The sequence below is a fragment of the Pseudomonas sp. TNT2022 ID642 genome (assembly GCF_028656995.1).
Lineage (GTDB): Bacteria > Pseudomonadota > Gammaproteobacteria > Pseudomonadales > Pseudomonadaceae > Aquipseudomonas.
On record NZ_JAMDGW010000019.1, the window covers coordinates 1 to 16,434 of the forward strand.

Consider the following 16,434-nt stretch of genomic DNA (forward strand, 5'->3'; position numbering starts at 1 on the left):
TCTGAAATTCGCCGTCAACCCTTATTTTCAGCTTTACTCGGATTTGAGCGTAATACGCGCAAATGCCTTCTTGCCCGCCTGGCAAACGTGGGTCGCGCCCAGTACATATATAAAGGAGCGATCAACCACCTCACCGTCCACACGCACACCGCCTGACGCCAACAAGTCGCGCGCCGCTGCAGAGTTCTTCACCAGGCCTGCCTTATTAAGGACAGCTGCAATCGGCATGTCTTCAGCAGAGACCAACTCGATCTCCGGCAGATCATCCGGCAGCTCGCCATCCTTCATGCGGTTGCCCGCTGCACGATGAGCATTGGCCGCAGCCTCCTCACCATGGAAACGCGCGACGATCTCTTCCGCCAGTTTGATTTTGACGTCACGCGGATTGGCGCCGGCTTCTACATCAGCACGCAGCGCATTGATCTCATCCATCGAGCGGAAGCTGAGCAGCTCGAAGTAACGCCACATCAACGCATCCGGAATCGAAACCAGCTTGCTGTACATGACACCCGGCGCTTCCTGAATGCCGACGTAGTTGCCCAATGACTTGGACATCTTCTTCACGCCATCCAGACCTTCGAGCAGCGGCATGGTCAGAATGCATTGAGCCTCCTGACCATATCCACGCTGCAACTCACGCCCCATCAGCAAGTTGAACTTCTGATCGGTACCACCGAGCTCGACATCCGCACGCAGTGCAACCGAGTCGTACCCCTGCACCAAAGGATAGAGGAACTCGTGGATCGCGATTGGCTGATTGGTGGTGTAGCGCTTGTCGAAGTCATCACGCTCAAGCATGCGCGCGACGGTGTACTGCGAAGTCAGGCGAATAAAGTCCGCCGGCCCCATCTTGTCCATCCAGGTGGAGTTGAACGCAACTTCTGTTTTCGCCGGGTCGAGAATCTTGAAAACCTGAGTCTTGTACGTCTCGGCGTTTTCCAGAACCTGCTCGCGAGTCAACGGAGGACGAGTGGCGCTCTTGCCGCTCGGATCACCGATCATCCCAGTGAAGTCACCTATAAGGAAGATCACTTGGTGCCCCAGCTCCTGGAACTGTCGCAGCTTATTAATAAGCACGGTATGACCCAAGTGCAGATCCGGAGCGGTTGGATCGAAACCAGCCTTGATACGCAGCGGCTGGCCGCGCTTGAGCTTCTCGACCAGCTCGGACTCGACCAACAGTTCTTCCGCACCACGTTTAATCAGCGCTAGCTGCTCTTCAACCGACTTCATAACAGACCCGCAAGGCTCAGATTCAAAGGGAACCAACCATACAAGATCGCGCACCAATTACAAGTTTTGCCCGGCGCACGGACACCAATCCACAGACGCGATGTCTGTAGACTTGCTTCAGAGATGATTTGGTTATATTTTATACAGTTATTTCATCTTCATCATGTCATTCATCTTTTCCAATTCATCATTTTTCAAAGTCAAAATTACCTATGACCACAGAACCGTCTAAAGCGCCGCCGCTTTACCCGAAGACCCACCTGCTCGCCGCAAGTGGAATCGCCGCCCTTCTTAGCCTGGCTCTCCTGGTATTCCCTTCCAGTGATGTTGAAGCCAAAAAGACGACCCTGAGCCTTGAACTGGAAAGTCCTGCTGAACAACTGACACAAGATCAAGACGCTGCTGACGCCGCTCAAGCCACAAATGAGCCAGTAGCTTCTCCGTTTGCTCAAATCGAAAACACTGACGAAAACACCGCACAAACCGCAGAGGCCGTACCTGCGCCAATCGCTGAAACGCCGAAAGCCCCAGGGCACCGTGAAGTCATCGTCGCCAAGGGCGATACGCTGTCGACCTTGTTCGAAAAGGTCGGTCTGCCGGCGGCCTCCGTCCACGAAGTTCTGGCCAGCGACAAGCAAGCCAAACAGTTCAGCCAGCTGAAACACGGCCAGAAACTCGAATTCGAATTGAATCCGCAAGGCCAACTGACCAGCCTGCACAGCAAGGTCAGCGACGTCGAAACCATTACCCTGACCAAGAATGACAAGGGTTATGCCTTCAACCGGGTTACCGCGAAACCGACCGTCCGCACTGCTTACGTCCATGGCGTCATCAATAGCTCGCTTTCGCAATCCGCAGCCCGTGCCGGCCTCTCTCATAGCCTGACCATGGATATGGCCAGCGTCTTCGGCTACGACGTCGACTTCGCTCAGGACATCCGCCAAGGCGACGAATTCGATGTGATCTACGAGCAGAAAGTGGTCAACGGCAAAGCGGTCGGTAATGGTCCGATCCTGTCTGCCCGCTTCACCAACCGTGGCAAGACCTACACCGCCGTGCGTTACACCAATAAGCAAGGCAACAGCAGCTACTACACGGCTGACGGCAACAGCATGCGCAAGGCGTTCATCCGTACACCGGTGGATTTCGCCCGCATCAGCTCGAAGTTCTCCATGGGCCGCAAGCACCCGATTCTCAACAAGATCCGCGCCCACAAAGGCGTTGATTACGCTGCGCCACGCGGTACGCCGATCAAGGCTGCCGGCGACGGTAAAGTACTGCTGGCAGGTCGCCGCGGTGGCTACGGCAACACGGTGATCATCCAGCACGGCAACACTTACCGCACGCTGTACGGCCACATGCAAGGCTTCGCCAAAGGCGTGAAGACTGGCGGTTCCGTGAAGCAAGGCCAAGTCATCGGCTACATCGGTACTACAGGCCTCTCGACCGGCCCACACTTGCACTATGAGTTCCAGGTCAATGGTGTTCACGTCGATCCGCTGGGGCAGAAGCTGCCAATGGCTGATCCGATTGCCAAAGCCGAACGTGCTCGCTTCCTTGCACAGAGCCAACCGCTGATGGCGCGCATGGATCAAGAGAAGGCCACCATGCTGGCTTCGAGCAAGCGCTAAGTCATGGCCCTGTATATCGGCGTGATGTCCGGAACCAGTCTCGACGGTCTGGACATTGCCCTGATCGAACAGACCTCGGCGATCAAACTGGTCGCCACGCACTACATTCCCATGCCCGCCCCCCTGCGCACAGAGCTGCTTGGCTTGTGCGCCAGCGGCCCCGATGAAATCGCCCGCTCGGCGATTGCCCAGCAGAACTGGGTGAAGCTCGCGGCGCAGGGCATTCATACCCTCCTCGATCAGCAGCAGCTCAAACCACGAGACATTCGTGCGATCGGCAGCCACGGCCAGACCATCCGCCATGAGCCGGCGCGCGGTTTCACCGTGCAGATCGGCAACCCCGCTCTGTTGACTGAGCTGACCGGTATCACCGTAGTCAGCGACTTCCGCAGTCGCGATGTGGCGGCCGGCGGCCAAGGCGCTCCGCTGGTGCCCGCATTTCATGAAGCGTTATTTGAAGAGCGTACCGGTAACCAGGCCGTCTTGAATGTCGGCGGTTTCAGTAATCTGAGTCTGATTGAGCCGACCAAACCTGTAGCCGGTTTCGACTGCGGCCCTGGGAATGTGCTGATGGACGCCTGGATTCACCAGCAACGCGGCGAAAATTATGATCGCAATGGTGACTGGGCTAAAACAGGTACAGTCGAGCCGACACTGCTAAACGCACTCCTCAGCGACCCGTTCTTCGTCACCAAGGGACCGAAAAGCACCGGCCGCGAAGTGTTCAACCTGCCTTGGCTGGAACAACATCTCTCGCACCTGCCAGCCTTTGCTGCCGAGAATGTGCAAGCGACGTTGCTTGAGCTGACCGCGTTGACGATCGTCGAGTCGCTGCAAAACGCTCAGACTGATACCCAGGAACTGTTGGTCTGCGGCGGTGGCGCGCACAACGCCACATTAATGAAGCGTCTGGCCGACCTGATGCCAAACGCAACGGTCGCCAGCACCGCCACTCACGGCGTTGACCCGGACTGGGTCGAAGCCATGGCCTTTGCCTGGCTGGCCCATTGCTGCCTCGAAGGCATCGCTGCCAACCGCCCAAGCGTCACCGGCGCCCGCGGGTTGCGGGTGCTGGGTGCGATCTATCCCGCCTAAACATCACGCACAGCAAAACGCCGCAGAACCGTAAGGCTCTGCGGCGTTTTGTTATCTGAAGCGAGGAGCGATCAGATCGAGAACGAAGACCCGCAACCACATGTCGTGGTGGCGTTCGGGTTCTTGATCACGAAACGCGAACCTTCCAGACCTTCCTGGTAGTCCACTTCAGCACCGGCCAGGTACTGGAAGCTCATCGGATCTACCACCAGACTCACGCCTTCGCGCTCGACGATGGTGTCGTCCTCGGCCACATCCTCATCGAAAGTGAAGCCGTACTGAAACCCTGAACAACCGCCGCCCGTAACAAATACGCGCAGCTTCAAGCGATCATTCCCCTCTTCATCGACCAGGCTCTTCACCTTGTGCGCGGCACCGTGGGTGAATTGCAAAGCCGTGGGGGTGAAGGATTCGACGCTCATGCTGACTATCTCCCGGCGTTACGCCGCCATAATGCGTGATGACGCGCATTATCCGCTTGTCCTAGAAAATCGGTCAACTATTGTTACGGTATATCAATAAAGCCGACGAGCTGCTTACAATGCAAAAAGGCCCGTTTGACGGGCCTTTTTGCTATGCGACTTAAAGTGTTACGGCAGCATACCGGCGTGGGCCAGACCGAAGCGCTCGTCCAGCCCGAACAGGATGTTCATGTTCTGCACCGCTTGACCCGACGCGCCTTTGACCAGGTTATCAATCACCGACAGCACCACCACCAGATCGCCATCCTGCGGACGGTGAACGGCGATACGGCAAACGTTGGCGCCACGCACGCTACGAGTTTCCGGATGGCTGCCGGCCGGCATCACGTCGACGAACGGTTCGTTGGCATAACGCTTTTCGAACAGTGCCTGCAGATCCACTGAGCGATCAACCACCGTCGCGTAGAGCGTGGAGTGGATGCCACGGATCATCGGGGTCAGATGTGGAACGAAGGTCAGACCAACGTCCTTACCCGCTGCACGACGCAGACCCTGACGAATTTCCGGCAGGTGACGGTGACCTTTCACCGCGTAGGCCTTCATGCTTTCCGATGTCTCGGAGTACAACGAGCCTACAGCCGCACCACGACCGGCACCACTGACACCGGATTTGCAGTCGGCGATCAGACGCGAAGCATCCGCCAGACCGGCTTCAAGCAGCGGCAGGAAACCCAGCTGCGTCGCGGTCGGATAGCAACCCGGCACGGCGATCAGGCGAGCTTTCCTGATCTGCTCGCGATTGACTTCCGGCAGACCGTAAACCGCTTCGTCCAGCAACTCCGGTGCGCCGTGCGGCTGACCGTACCACTTGGCCCACTCTTCAGCGTCTTGCAGACGGAAGTCTGCCGACAGATCGATGACCTTGGTGCCCGCCGCCAGCAATTCACCGGCCAATGCGTGAGCCACACCGTGCGGTGTAGCGAAGAACACTACGTCGCAAGCGCCGAGGGTCTTGATGTCCGGGACGCTGAAGGCCAGGCCGTCGTAGTGTCCGCGCAGGTTCGGGTACATGTCAGCCACGGCCAGACCGGCCTCGGATCGGGAAGTGATCACTACCACTTCTGCCTGCGGATGCTGCGCCAACAGACGCAGCAGTTCGACACCGGTGTAACCCGTGCCGCCGACGATACCGACCTTGACCATAACCTGCCCTCAAAGAACCCACTGGAAAGCCGTCGATAATAGGGGCCGCGCGCGCCTGCGACAACCGTCAAGGTGACGTGCGGACGCTCAAGCCTCTACTATCCGGCTTACCGTGAACCTGGAATAACTAAAAATGCTCTATCTATGGATCAAAGCTTTTCACATTGTCAGCGTCGTTTGCTGGTTTGCCGGGCTGTTCTACTTGCCGCGTCTGTTCGTGTATCACGCGCAAAGCGAAGACACGATCAGCAAAGAGCGCTTCAGTGTCATGGAGCGCAAGCTGTATCGCGGCATCATGGGCCCGGCGATGATCGCGACGCTGATCTTCGGCGGCTGGCTGATCTACCTCAACCCGAGCCTCTTCAGCATGGGTGGCTGGATTCACGCCAAGCTGACCCTTGTCGTGTTGCTGATCGGCTACCACCACATGTGCGGCGCGCAGGTAAAACGTTTTGCCCGTGGCGAAAACACCCGCAGCCATGTCTTTTATCGCTGGTTCAATGAAGTGCCGGTTCTGATATTGCTGGCTATCGTAATTCTGGTCGTGGTCAAGCCGTTCTAACTTCAACAACTACAGATCTTTGGGGTATCCATAATGTCGCTGCCCGCTTTGCTCGAACAACGTCTGCGTCTGCCTGTAGTGGCGGCGCCGATGTTTCTGATTTCCAACCCTGAGCTGGTGCTCGCCTGCTGCCGTAACGGTGTAGTCGGCAGTTTTCCAGCCTTGAATCAGCGCGAAAGCAGCGGGTTCAAAGCCTGGCTGGAACAGATCGAAGCGGGCCTGGCGACACTGGACAACCCGGCGCCGTACGCGGTGAACCTGATCGTGCACAACAGTAACCCGCGCTTGCAGGCGGATCTGAACATCTGCGTCGAGCACAAAGTGCCAATCGTCATCACCAGCCTCGGCGCGGTGAAGGAACTGGTCGACGCGGTACACAGCTATGGTGGCCTGGTCTTCCACGACGTGACCACCCGCCGCCACGCCGAGAAAGCCGCCGAAGCCGGTGTCGACGGGTTAATTGCCGTGGCGGCTGGCGCCGGGGGCCATGCTGGCACCTGGAGTCCTTTTGCGCTGATCGCCGAGATCCGCCAGTTCTTCGATAAAACCCTGCTGCTTGCAGGATGTCTTAACCACGGTCATGAGATTCTCGCCGCGCAGCTGCTCGGCGCGGATTTGGCCTACTTCGGTACGCGATTTATAGGCACCACCGAAAGTCATGCGCCTGACGCCTACAAGGAGATGCTGCTGACAGCCAAGGCTGCGGACATCATCCATACTCCAGCGGTCTCGGGAGTGCCGGCGAGTTTTATGCGTCAGAGCCTGGAGGCGGCCGGTTTCGATATGGCTGCTCTGCAAGGCAAGGGTGAAGTCAATTTCGGTGACAAGCTCAAGCCGATCAGTGATGAAGCCAAAGCCTGGAAGACTGTGTGGTCGGCCGGTCAAGGCGTAGGGCAGATCGATGACCTGCCGAGCGTGGATCAATTGATCGCACGGCTGGACGCCGAGTATCGCCAGGCACAGGAACGCGCAGCCCAGCTACCGCAACGCTGGCCACGCTAAGAAAAATCAGGCCAGCCCCAATGGACTGGCCTTACACTGCTGACCTTTCAATCCATTCGCGACAAGGATGCCTCGGCCATGAGCGAACCCCGTTACAAGATCGTGTTCGACGGAGCTCTACAGCCCGGTGTCGATATCACCACTGCCAAACTCAATTTGGCAGATCTGTTCAAAAGCGATGTGGCCGCGATCGAACGCCTGTTCAGCGGTCGCAGCGTCGCACTCAAGCGTGATTTGTCCCACAGCGATGCGCAGGCCTATCTGCAAGCGCTGAGCAAAACCGGAATTGATGCACGCATCGAAGCTGAAACGGCAATCGAGCTGAACCTGGCGGACGTCCATGAGCACACCGCCGTTGTGGCCGAACCGGACTCGCCGTATGCACCGCCTCGCGCAAGTGTTGGCGAAAGTCTGTCAGCGTTCGCCACGCTCAAGCCGTTCAGCGTCGAAGGCCGGATCGGACGCCTGCGCTTTCTGGCGTGGACAATGGTGCTGAGTCTGGTGACCTTGCCAATTGTAGGCGTGTTCGCTCTGCTGGCTCTGGGGCTGGTCGCGGGCGACTCCACTACCGGCCTGATCATCGGCGGGATCTTCGCCTTCTTCCTGTTTATCGCCTTCCTGATTGTCAGCATTCTGTTCAGCGTTCAGCGTCTGCACGATATCGGCTGGTCGGGCTGGCTCTGGTTGCTGAACCTGGTGCCGTTCGTGGGCAGTTTCTTTCCGCTGGTGATCATGGTCGTACCGGGCAATACCGGCGCCAATCGCTATGGCCCTCCCCCGCCGCCCAACAGCACCGCCGTGAAAGTGCTGTGCTCCCTGTGGATCGTGTTCTTCGCGCTGATCTTTGTCGGTGGAATGCTCGGCGGGATCTCGGCCATCCAGCAGGAATATGAAAGCAATCTGGAAAGCAGCTACGAAAGTGGCTCGGTGACCACTGATGAAGTCGAAGTAGAGGTCCAAGCGCCAGCGGAATCCGCCGACGAGGCAGCCGAAGCGGCGCAGGCCCCTGTAGACTCTGCGAAAGAATGAACAGCGCTCCCCGCCGTGACACCCGCGTCGCCGGCGCGGAGCTGTTGCGATGGAGAATTGCATGACCCGTTACGCACTGATCACCGGCGCCTCCAGCGGCATCGGCCTGGCGATGGCCGAAGCACTGGCCCGGCGTGGCCGCAGCCTGATTCTGGTGGCCCGACAGCGTGATCAGCTGGAAAGCATTGCGATCGAATTGACCCAGCGTTTTGGCGTCGAGGTACTGTTCCGCGCCTGCGATCTGGGTGAGCCATTGCGTCTGTCCGGCTTCCTGCTGGAACTGGAAGAAGGTGACCGACAGATCGACTTGCTGGTCAATTGCGCCGGCATCGGCACCTGCGGCCCGTTTCTCGCACAGGACTGGATGACCGAGCAGGACCTGATCGAAGTGAACATCCTCGCCCTCACCCGTCTCTGCCACGCCATCGGCAACAGCATGGCGCTGCAGGGTGGCGGGCAGATTCTCAACGTCGCCTCGGTGGCCGCCTTCAACCCAGGCCCGTGGATGAGCACTTACTACGCCAGCAAGGCGTATGTTCTGCACTTCTCCGAGGCCTTGCGGGTTGAGCTCAAACAAAGCGCGGTGAAGGTTTCGGTGCTCTGCCCAGGCCCGACACGCACGGCATTTTTCCGCACGGCGCAGCTGAACAGCGACAAACTCAAAGACAGCAAATTGTTGATGAGCCCCGAGGAGGTGGCGCTGTACACCGTGCGCGCCCTCGACAAGAACCGCGCCATCATCATTCCGGGGCGGCGCAACCGCTGGTTCGCGTTTTTACCGCGACTGGGTTCGCGCTGGCTCAACCGTACCATTGTCGGCATGGTCAACAAGGCTTACTGCCCGCGCTGAAATGCCCTACAGGTAAAACACTGGGCGGGATAAGCCGCCCTGCGTACACTCAGACCAGCCCAAACAACGGAGAAAACAGCAGTGGATACTCTGTTCACCAAGATCATCAACCGGGAAATTCCGGCCAAGATCATCTACGAGGACGACCAGGTTCTGGCGTTCCACGACATCGCCCCTCAGGCACCGGTGCATTTTCTGGTCATCCCGAAAAAACCGGTACGCACCCTCAATGACCTGACCGAAGACGACAAGGCACTGGCCGGGCATATCCTGTTCACTGCGCAGCGTCTGGCACTGGAACTGGGTTGCGAAGAAGGTTTCCGTGTCGTAATGAATTGCAATGAGAAGGGTGGGCAGACCGTCTATCACATTCATATGCACGTACTCGGTCAGCGTCAGATGAACTGGCCGCCGGGCTGATACCCAGCAAACCTGTGTGTAGGAGCTGCCGAAGGCTGCGATCTTTTGATCTTCGAGTATCAAAAACAAGATCAAAAGATCGCAGCCTTCGGCAGCTCCTACATAAAGCAAAAAGCACATCCAGTGTGACTGATGACCCAGCGCAAACCTTCCCCCGGCCGATTCGGTTAAACTGGCCGTCGAGATTCTTCCCGGAGGTCAGCATGACTACCCAACGTCACTACTCGCCGATTGACCGTCTTCTGCTGCAAGCCGATGCCGCGATGCGTACCCTGCTGCCCTTCAGTGGCCAGCCGTACCGTCCGTCGCCAGCGATTTTGCAGCCGGACACGCAAATGAGCGACGAAGACACCCGCCACGTCGCCGGCCTGATGCGCATCAACCATACCGGTGAAGTCTGCGCCCAGGCGCTGTATCAGGGACAGGCGCTGACCGCCAAGCTACCTCAGGTGCGCGAGGCCATGGAGCACGCCGCCGAAGAAGAGATTGATCATCTGGTCTGGTGCGAACAACGTATTCATCAGTTGGGCAGCCATACCAGCGTTTTAAATCCGCTGTTTTACGGGATGTCGTTCGGGATTGGTGCGGTGGCCGGGTTGATCAGCGACAAGGTCAGCCTCGGTTTTGTTGCGGCGACCGAACATCAGGTGTGCAAGCACTTGAATGAACACCTGGAGCAATTGCCGGCTGAGGATGAAAAGTCCCGGGCGATTCTGGAGCAGATGCGCATTGATGAAGAACATCATGCCGAAAGTGCACTGGAGGCTGGCGGGTTCCGCTTTCCGGCGCCGGTGAAGTTCGGGATGAGTATTCTGGCCAAGGTGATGACCAAGAGTACTTATCGGATTTGAGAAGTGTATTGCCGGACAAGGCCCCATCGCTGGCAAGCCAGCTCCCACAGGGGTCTTTGTTTCAACAATAAAAAAGGCGACTGTCCTGAGACAGTCGCCTTTTTTTGTGCCCGGGAATCTTAGGTCGGCATGTTGCGCGCGTAGAAGATTTCGAGCATTTCGTGTTTCACCCGATCGGTCACCTGAGCACGCTGCTCGGGGGACAGGTTGCTGGTGGCGTCGCCGAACAGGTAGTTATCCAGTTCGAAGTTCTTCAGCAGCATTTTGGTGTGGAACAGGTTTTCCTGGTACACGTTCACGTCGGTCATCTGGTACGCGTCGCGAGTGTCTTCGGAAAGGTAGTTCTGGATGGAGTTGATCTCGTGATCGATGAAGTGCTTGTTGCCTTCAACGTCACGGGTGAAGCCGCGCACACGATAATCCACAGTCACGATGTCCGAATCGAACTGGTGAATGAGGAAATTGAGCGCTTTAAGCGGTGAAATGACACCACAAGTCGACACATCGATGTCCACACGGAAGGTTGCAATACCGTCGTCCGGATGGATTTCCGGGTAGGTGTGCACCGTGATATGACTCTTGTCGAGGTGGGCCAGGATAATTTCGGGCAATGGACCCGGGGACTCTTCAATCTGGCTTTCAGTCGGGGTTACCGGCTCTTCAGAAATCAGAATCGTGACGCTGGCGCCCTGAGGTTCATAGTCCTGACTGGCAATATTCAGGATGTTGGCACCAATGATCTCGACAACTTCTGTGAGAATCTGCGTCAGGCGTTTCGCGTTGTACTCTTGATTGATGTACTCGACGTAAGCCTGCTGGTCTTGCGGGGTTTCCGCGTAGCAGATGTCATAGATGTTGAAGCTCAAGGTCTTTGTCAGGTTATTGAACCCGTGGAGCTTGAGTTTGCTTTTCACCGTTAAAAACTCTCTATGTATGCGGCCCGGCCGCGTGATCAAGCATGCCCGTCAAGTGCGAACGACGCACCTGCGTAGGACGGTTAACACCTCTTCGCGATGGCGATTTTGGTTATCTGTTCAGGCGGCTGATCCGTCGGCTGACCGATCACTGCCCTGAAAAAAGTGGCGCATTATGCAGACGTCAGCGGGGGATCGCCAGAGTCTGCACTGCTTTTATGATAGTTGAATGTCGGTTCAACCGAGTTCGACGATTTCGTAGTCGTGGGTGATCGCAACACCAGCCGCGCCGAGCATGATCGAAGCGGAGCAGTATTTCTCGGCGGACAGCTCGATGGCACGCTTGACCTGGGCTTCTTTCAGGCCGCGGCCCTTGACCACGAAATGCATGTGGATCTTGGTGAACACCTTCGGATCCTCAGTCGCGCGCTCGGCTTCAAGGAAGGCTTCGCAGCTTTCAACCGCCTGACGGGACTTCTTCAGAATGCTGACCACGTCGAAGTTGCTGCAACCGCCTACGCCCAGCAGAAGCATTTCCATCGGGCGAACACCCAGATTACGACCACCGGCGTCCGGCGGACCGTCCATCACCACGACATGACCGCTACCGGATTCGCCGAGGAACATGGCTTCGCCAGCCCATTGGATGCGTGCCTTCATCGCCCAGACTCCACTGTAAAAAAAGGGTCGCCAGCTTAGCACAGGGCTTCGCCCGGACAGCGAGCCACGTTCCTAGGACGGATGCCTCCGCGACGTAGGTAATTTCTCGAATTTTCGACGAAGTGTCTGTTAAGCTGGCGCCAATTCGCTGGCGCCCATGCCAGCTGTGTAGCGACCGCCTTCAGCGCCTCATAAAAAAACCAAACATCACCGTGCAGTCTTTTCGGGATACAACCATGGTTGCTATTACCCCCACACCCAAAATCAAGAACCTCGACAAGCTGTTGATGCATTGTCAGCGCCGTCGCCATGCGGCCAAGAGCAACATCATCTGTGCGGGCGATCGCTCCGACACGCTGTACTTCATCATTAAGGGCTCGGTGACGATCCTGATCGAAGACGATGATGGCCGCGAGATGATCATCGCTTACCTCAACGCCGGGGATTTCTTTGGCGAACTGGGCCTGTTCGAACAAGCCGGCCAAGAGCAAGAGCGCAGCGCTTGGGTGCGGGCCAAGGTCGAATGTGAAATCGCGGAAATCAGCTACGCCAAGTTCCGCGAATTGTCGCAACAGGATCCGGACATTCTTTACGTACTCAGCGGACAAATCGCACAACGTCTGCGCAACACCACGCGCAAGGTTGGCGATCTGGCGTTCTTCGATGTAACCGGTCGAGTCGCGCGTTGCCTGCTGGAACTGTGCAAACAACCGGATGCGATGACTCACCCGGACGGCATGCAGATCAAGGTGACCCGTCAGGAAATCGGGCGGATTGTCGGTTGTTCGCGGGAGATGGTCGGTCGCGTACTCAAGGATCTTGAGGAACGCAACCTGGTCGATGTGAAAGGCAAGACCATGGTGGTCTTCGGAACGCGGTAAACCGGTAACGTCAGGCGCTGTACATCTGCGCCAGCATCAATCGAAACAGCTCATCGAGACGCGCCAAGGCCTGTGGCGCGTTGAATTTCTCATGCAGGGCGATGTGGCTTTCAGCCCGCACGCGTTGCTCCAGGCCGCACGCTTCGTTGAAGCGATTGACCGCGGCGACCATCGATTCGCGCTCGTTATCCATCAGCATCGCCCCGTGCACCAGACCGACCGGACGCTGGCCGCCCTGGCTCTGGCGCCAGCGCTGGGCGGTGCCGACCATTTTGCGGCCGTCGAGATTGACGTTGAAGCGGCCGTCGCAGAACGCGCCATCGATTTCGCCCAACGATGATGTGCCGCCCAATTCATCCAGCAACTGACAGATCGGATCGCAGAGACGGTGGTAGCCGGTTTCGATGCGGTTCAGATCGCCTTCGCTGCGTGGTGGTGCGTAAACCAGAGCGATATTGATTGTGGCGGCTGATTGCGGGACGGGTTCGCCACCGGTTTCACGCAGCAGGACGGGCCAGCCAGCGGCGGCGGAGACTTCGCAGGCGTGGTCGAAACCGGGGAGACGATTGAGGCGGCGAGGCATGACCAGGGCGCGATCGCTGGGTTGCCAGAACAGCAGGCCGAACTCTGCGTCGCCGGCGCAGACCGAGGCCAGCAAGTCCTGTTCGGCTTGCAGGCCGGCTTCAATGGTCAGCGGGGTTGGCAGCGACATGGAGGGCTCCGGCAATATGGAAATCTTCAGAGGTTTCGATGAACCCTTCGCGAGCAGGCTCACTCCCACATTTGGCATGCATGTTCATGTGGGAGCGAGCCTGCTCGCGAAGCAGTCGACTCGGTCTAACTGCAATCAGTCGAGGGTCGAACCGCTGATGGAAGTGCCGCGCTCCGGGAAGAACAGTCGCTGCAGTTCAGTGCCCGGATTTTCCGCGCGCATGAACGCTTCACCGACCAGGAACGAGTACACGTCGCTGATTTCCATCAGCTCGACATCGGCACGATTGAGGATGCCACTCTCAGTGATCACCAGACGATCGCGCGGAATGCGCGGCAGCAGGTCGAGGGTGGTTTCCAGGCTGACTTCGAACGTGTGCAGGTTACGGTTGTTGACCCCGACCAACGGCGTGTCGAGGGTTTTCAATGCGCGCTCCAGCTCATCGCCATCGTGTACCTCGACCAGCACATCGAGACCGACGCTTTTGGCGACGGCGGCCAGCTCGGCCATTTTCACGTCATCCAGTGCGGAGACGATCAACAGCACGCAGTCGGCGCCCAGCGCACGGGCTTCAACGATCTGGTAAGGATCGATCATGAAGTCCTTGCGGATCACCGGCAGGCTGCATGCGGCCCGAGCCTGTTGCAGATAAGCGTCGGCGCCCTGGAAGTAATCGATGTCGGTCAGAACGGACAGACAGGTCGCGCCGCCCTTCTCGTAGCTCTTGGCGATGTCGGCGGGAACGAAGTTCTCGCGGATCACGCCTTTGCTTGGCGAAGCCTTTTTGATTTCGGCAATCACCGCAGGCTGCTTCTTCTTCGCCTGGGTCAGCAATGCCTGGGCAAAACCACGGGGTGCATCGGCCGCCTTGGCCAGACTTTCCAGCTCGCTCAGGCTGACGCGAGCGCTACGCTCGGCGACTTCCTGAACTTTGCGCGCCAGAATGTTTTCCAGAACCGTCGGTACACTCATCCCTCATTCTCCACTTTGAATACCGCGGTAAAGGCACCCAGCTCCTCGAGTTTTTCCCGAGCGAGACCGGTGTGCAGAGCGTCGTGCGCAAGCTCGACGCCCTGTTTCAAACTACTGGCCACGTCAGCGGCATACAGCGCTGCACCGGCATTGAGCACAATCATTTCGGCGGCTTTCTGGCCGTTTTCGGTTTTGCGCTTGCCGAGAGCATCGCGGATCAGCGCCAGCGAGGCTTCCGGGCCGTCGACCGATAGACCGTGCAGGCTCTGGCTTTTCATGCCGAGGTCTTCCGGCTCGACCCAATATTCGCTGATCTCGTTGTTTTTCAGCTCGGCGACAAAAGTCGGCGCAGCGAGACTGAACTCGTCCAGACCGTCCTTCGAATGCACCACCAGCACATGCTTGCTGCCCAGACGCTGCAAGACTTCGGCCAGTGGCCGGCACAGCGCCTTGTTGAATACGCCCACTACCTGATGCTTCACACCGGCCGGATTCGTAAGCGGGCCGAGCATGTTGAACAACGTACGCAAGCCAAGATCGCGGCGCGGGCCGGCGGCGTACTTCATGGCTTTGTGGTGGGTCTGGGCGAACATGAAACCGATGCCGACGTTGTCGATGCAACGCGCGACTTGCACCGGTGTCAGGTTCAGATAAATGCCGGCCGCTTCCAGCAAGTCGGCGCTGCCGCTCTTGCCCGATACCGCGCGGTTACCGTGTTTGGCCACGGTGCAACCGGCTGCCGCGACGACGAACGAAGAAGCCGTCGACACGTTGAAGATGTTTGCGCCGTCACCGCCGGTGCCAACCACATCGACGACGCCGTCGAGAGTCTTCAGTTCGACCTGATCGGCCAGCTCACGCATCACCGACACGGCGCCGACGATTTCGTCGATGCTCTCGCTCTTCATGCGCATGGCCATCATGAACGCGCCAATCTGCGCGTCAGTGCATTGGCCCGTCATGATTTCGCGCATCACATCGCGCATTTCATCGGTGCTGAGGTCGAGGTGTTCGACGATACGGCCCAGGGCTGTCTTGATATTCATGGGAAGTCCTTAGCGCGTGCCGCCGGTTTGTTTGAGGAAGTTGGCAAACAGTTCATGACCCTGTTCGGTCAGGATCGACTCGGGGTGGAACTGTACGCCCTCAATGTTCAGGGTCTTGTGACGCAGGCCCATGATTTCGTCGACCGAACCGTCATCGTGCTGGGTCCATGCGGTCAGTTCCAGGCAATCGGGCAACGTGTCGTGCTTGACGATCAGCGAGTGGTAACGGGTGACGGTCAGCGGATGATTGAGGCCGGCGAAAACGCCCTTGTCCTCGTGGAATACCGGACTAGTCTTACCGTGCATCACTTGGCGGGCGCGCACTACGTCACCGCCAAACGCCTGGCCGATGGACTGATGGCCAAGGCAGACACCGAGGATCGGCAGCTTGCCGGCAAAGTGCTTGATGGCTTCGATGGAGATGCCGGCTTCAGTCGGCGTGCAAGGACCGGGGGAAACCACAATGCGCTCAGGCTTGAGGGCTTCGATTTCGGCGACGGTCAGCTCGTCGTTGCGCACCACTTTGACTTCGGCACCCAGCTCGCCGAGGTATTGCACAACGTTGTAAGTAAAGGAGTCGTAGTTGTCGATCATCAGCAACATGGCGTGTCGAACCTCTTGAATTCTGATTTGAAAACAGCCTTCAGATCACTTGCCCGCAGGGCGCTGCACGATGTCGGACGCAGGAAGATGCGTCGGCACAGCGGCATTTCAAACAGGCAAGGAAGGCAAAGCGATACAGATCCGGCGGGGCCGGCAGAAAAGATTCAGGCGCGCCAACGCCAGCGGGCGTGTGCCTTGATGACTTGATCCAGAAGTTTGCTGGTGATCAACACGGGGAAGGTCTCGTTCATACGTTCCGGCACAGTAACTTAGCTGGGCGGAGCGTGCAATATGGCCGGGGCTGCGGGAGATGAAACCGGGGAAGGATTCGCGACCGATGGCAAAACG

The 16,434-nt window shown here is 58.1% G+C and carries 18 protein-coding genes; 9 read left to right on the top strand and 9 right to left on the bottom strand.

The genetic code is table 11. From position 1 onward, the window contains the following. Positions 1-33 precede the first annotated feature (33 nt). A complete protein-coding gene (tyrS, locus tag M5G26_RS18240) occupies positions 34-1,233 on the bottom strand; it encodes a tyrosine--tRNA ligase (protein WP_273916159.1) in 1,200 nt (399 codons plus the stop codon). A gap of 212 nt (positions 1,234-1,445) precedes the next feature. Between tyrS and M5G26_RS18245 the strand changes: the two genes are divergently transcribed. Together M5G26_RS18245 and M5G26_RS18250 are read left to right on the top strand one after the other, a co-directional pair. Next, complete coding sequence (locus tag M5G26_RS18245) at positions 1,446-2,864, top strand: peptidoglycan DD-metalloendopeptidase family protein (RefSeq protein WP_273916160.1); 1,419 nt, start codon at positions 1,446-1,448, stop codon at positions 2,862-2,864. Between the two features lie 3 nt (positions 2,865-2,867). Next, positions 2,868-3,959 carry an anhydro-N-acetylmuramic acid kinase gene (locus tag M5G26_RS18250; protein ID WP_273916161.1) on the top strand — a complete coding sequence of 364 codons (1,092 nt, stop codon included), beginning with the start codon at positions 2,868-2,870 and terminating at the stop codon, positions 3,957-3,959. A gap of 71 nt (positions 3,960-4,030) precedes the next feature. Here M5G26_RS18250 and erpA read toward each other — a convergent pair whose 3' ends face one another. Together erpA and argC are read right to left on the bottom strand one after the other, a co-directional pair. Beyond that, complete coding sequence (gene erpA / locus M5G26_RS18255; protein WP_008077999.1) at positions 4,031-4,381, bottom strand: iron-sulfur cluster insertion protein ErpA; 351 nt, start codon at positions 4,379-4,381, stop codon at positions 4,031-4,033. A 168-nt stretch (positions 4,382-4,549) separates the two neighbouring features. After that, positions 4,550-5,584: an N-acetyl-gamma-glutamyl-phosphate reductase gene (argC, locus tag M5G26_RS18260; RefSeq protein WP_273916162.1), complete on the bottom strand. Its 1,035-nt coding sequence runs from the start codon at positions 5,582-5,584 to the stop codon at positions 4,550-4,552. A gap of 133 nt (positions 5,585-5,717) precedes the next feature. On the opposite strand from argC, the gene hemJ reads away from it, so the two are divergent. From hemJ to coq7, 6 genes are all read left to right on the top strand, one after another. Then, a complete protein-coding gene (gene hemJ / locus M5G26_RS18265) occupies positions 5,718-6,146 on the top strand; it encodes a protoporphyrinogen oxidase HemJ (protein WP_150793336.1) in 429 nt (142 codons plus the stop codon). Between the two features lie 33 nt (positions 6,147-6,179). Further along, positions 6,180-7,148: an NAD(P)H-dependent flavin oxidoreductase gene (locus M5G26_RS18270; protein WP_095122656.1), complete on the top strand. Its 969-nt coding sequence runs from the start codon at positions 6,180-6,182 to the stop codon at positions 7,146-7,148. Between the two features lie 78 nt (positions 7,149-7,226). Next, positions 7,227-8,177, top strand: coding sequence for a DUF805 domain-containing protein (locus M5G26_RS18275; protein WP_273916163.1), 951 nt, complete (start codon positions 7,227-7,229; stop codon positions 8,175-8,177). Positions 8,178-8,238: 61 nt separating this feature from the next. After that, complete coding sequence (locus tag M5G26_RS18280; protein WP_034155108.1) at positions 8,239-9,027, top strand: SDR family NAD(P)-dependent oxidoreductase; 789 nt, start codon at positions 8,239-8,241, stop codon at positions 9,025-9,027. A gap of 81 nt (positions 9,028-9,108) precedes the next feature. Beyond that, positions 9,109-9,447 carry a histidine triad nucleotide-binding protein gene (locus tag M5G26_RS18285; RefSeq protein WP_003228789.1) on the top strand — a complete coding sequence of 113 codons (339 nt, stop codon included), beginning with the start codon at positions 9,109-9,111 and terminating at the stop codon, positions 9,445-9,447. 203 nt (positions 9,448-9,650) lie between these two features. Next, positions 9,651-10,298, top strand: coding sequence for a 2-polyprenyl-3-methyl-6-methoxy-1,4-benzoquinone monooxygenase (gene coq7 / locus M5G26_RS18290; protein ID WP_008077993.1), 648 nt, complete (start codon positions 9,651-9,653; stop codon positions 10,296-10,298). A gap of 119 nt (positions 10,299-10,417) precedes the next feature. Here coq7 and speD read toward each other — a convergent pair whose 3' ends face one another. Both speD and M5G26_RS18300 read right to left on the bottom strand, forming a co-directional pair. Beyond that, complete coding sequence (gene speD, locus M5G26_RS18295; protein ID WP_016983471.1) at positions 10,418-11,212, bottom strand: adenosylmethionine decarboxylase; 795 nt, start codon at positions 11,210-11,212, stop codon at positions 10,418-10,420. 237 nt (positions 11,213-11,449) lie between these two features. Then, entirely contained in the window at positions 11,450-11,872 is a 423-nt protein-coding gene (locus tag M5G26_RS18300) for an OsmC family protein (protein ID WP_003228794.1), read from the bottom strand. 236 nt (positions 11,873-12,108) lie between these two features. Here M5G26_RS18300 and crp point away from each other — a divergent pair, with 236 nt between their 5' ends. After that, complete coding sequence (gene crp, locus M5G26_RS18305; protein ID WP_103304388.1) at positions 12,109-12,753, top strand: cAMP-activated global transcriptional regulator CRP; 645 nt, start codon at positions 12,109-12,111, stop codon at positions 12,751-12,753. Between the two features lie 10 nt (positions 12,754-12,763). Here crp and M5G26_RS18310 read toward each other — a convergent pair whose 3' ends face one another. From M5G26_RS18310 to M5G26_RS18325, 4 genes are all read right to left on the bottom strand, one after another. Continuing rightward, positions 12,764-13,465, bottom strand: a complete 702-nt coding sequence (locus M5G26_RS18310) for a lipoate--protein ligase family protein (protein ID WP_134177992.1) — start codon at positions 13,463-13,465, stop codon at positions 12,764-12,766. A gap of 135 nt (positions 13,466-13,600) precedes the next feature. Then, on the bottom strand, positions 13,601-14,437 hold the full coding sequence (gene trpC, locus M5G26_RS18315; protein WP_102901756.1) for an indole-3-glycerol phosphate synthase TrpC: 837 nt from the start codon (positions 14,435-14,437) through the stop codon (positions 13,601-13,603). Then, positions 14,434-15,483, bottom strand: coding sequence for an anthranilate phosphoribosyltransferase (gene trpD, locus M5G26_RS18320; RefSeq protein ID WP_134177993.1), 1,050 nt, complete (start codon positions 15,481-15,483; stop codon positions 14,434-14,436). Before trpD ends, trpC begins: the two co-directional genes overlap by 4 nt. A 9-nt stretch (positions 15,484-15,492) precedes the next feature. Beyond that, a complete protein-coding gene (locus M5G26_RS18325) occupies positions 15,493-16,086 on the bottom strand; it encodes an aminodeoxychorismate/anthranilate synthase component II (RefSeq protein WP_016983475.1) in 594 nt (197 codons plus the stop codon). Positions 16,087-16,434: the final 348 nt, after the last annotated feature.